The following is a 451-nucleotide window of genomic DNA, read 5'->3' as shown; positions in this document are numbered from 1 at the left end:
GTCCCGGCCACGGCGACTTCCGCGGTCCCGGCACCGCCCGCGACGTACGAGGCCGCGTTGGCCGAACTCGAAGCGCTCGTGGTCGCCATGGAGGCGGGTCAGATGCCGCTCGAGGGCCTGTTGACGAGCTACCGGCGCGGCAGCGAGCTGCTCGGCTACTGCCGCTCCTGCCTCGAGGCCGTCGAGCAGCAGGTGCGCGTCCTCGAAAACGGGCAGCTGAGGCCATGGCCGGCATGAAGCGCGACGCCTTCGATTCGTGGACCTTGCGCGAGCTCGACGCCGTCGAGTCCGCGCTCGACGCCCACGTCGCCGGCGACGCACCGGCCGGCCTCGGCGAGGCCATGCGCTACGCCGTGCTCGGCGGCGGCAAGCGGCTGCGGCCGCTCCTCGTTCTCGCGGCCGCCGAGGCCGTGCAGGGCGAGCGTGACGCTGCCTTGCGCGCGGCCTGCGC

General features: G+C 74.3%; 1 protein-coding gene and 1 pseudogene. Both read left to right on the top strand.

Annotation, left to right across the window (positions count from 1 at the left end; all coding sequences use genetic code 11):
* On the top strand, nucleotides 1-237 hold a 237-nt coding region (locus D7Y13_RS42805; protein WP_208734631.1), incomplete at its 5' end, for an exodeoxyribonuclease VII small subunit.
* Nucleotides 234-451, top strand: a pseudogene (locus D7Y13_RS48530) (geranyl transferase); the annotation flags it as partial. The gene D7Y13_RS42805 and the pseudogene D7Y13_RS48530, both read left to right, overlap by 4 nt.

The organism is Corallococcus praedator (assembly GCF_003612125.1).
In the GTDB taxonomy this organism is placed as follows: Bacteria; Myxococcota; Myxococcia; order Myxococcales; family Myxococcaceae; genus Corallococcus; species Corallococcus praedator.
Note: the sequence above shows the minus strand (reverse complement) of the source record. Positions and strands in the feature narration are given on the sequence as shown.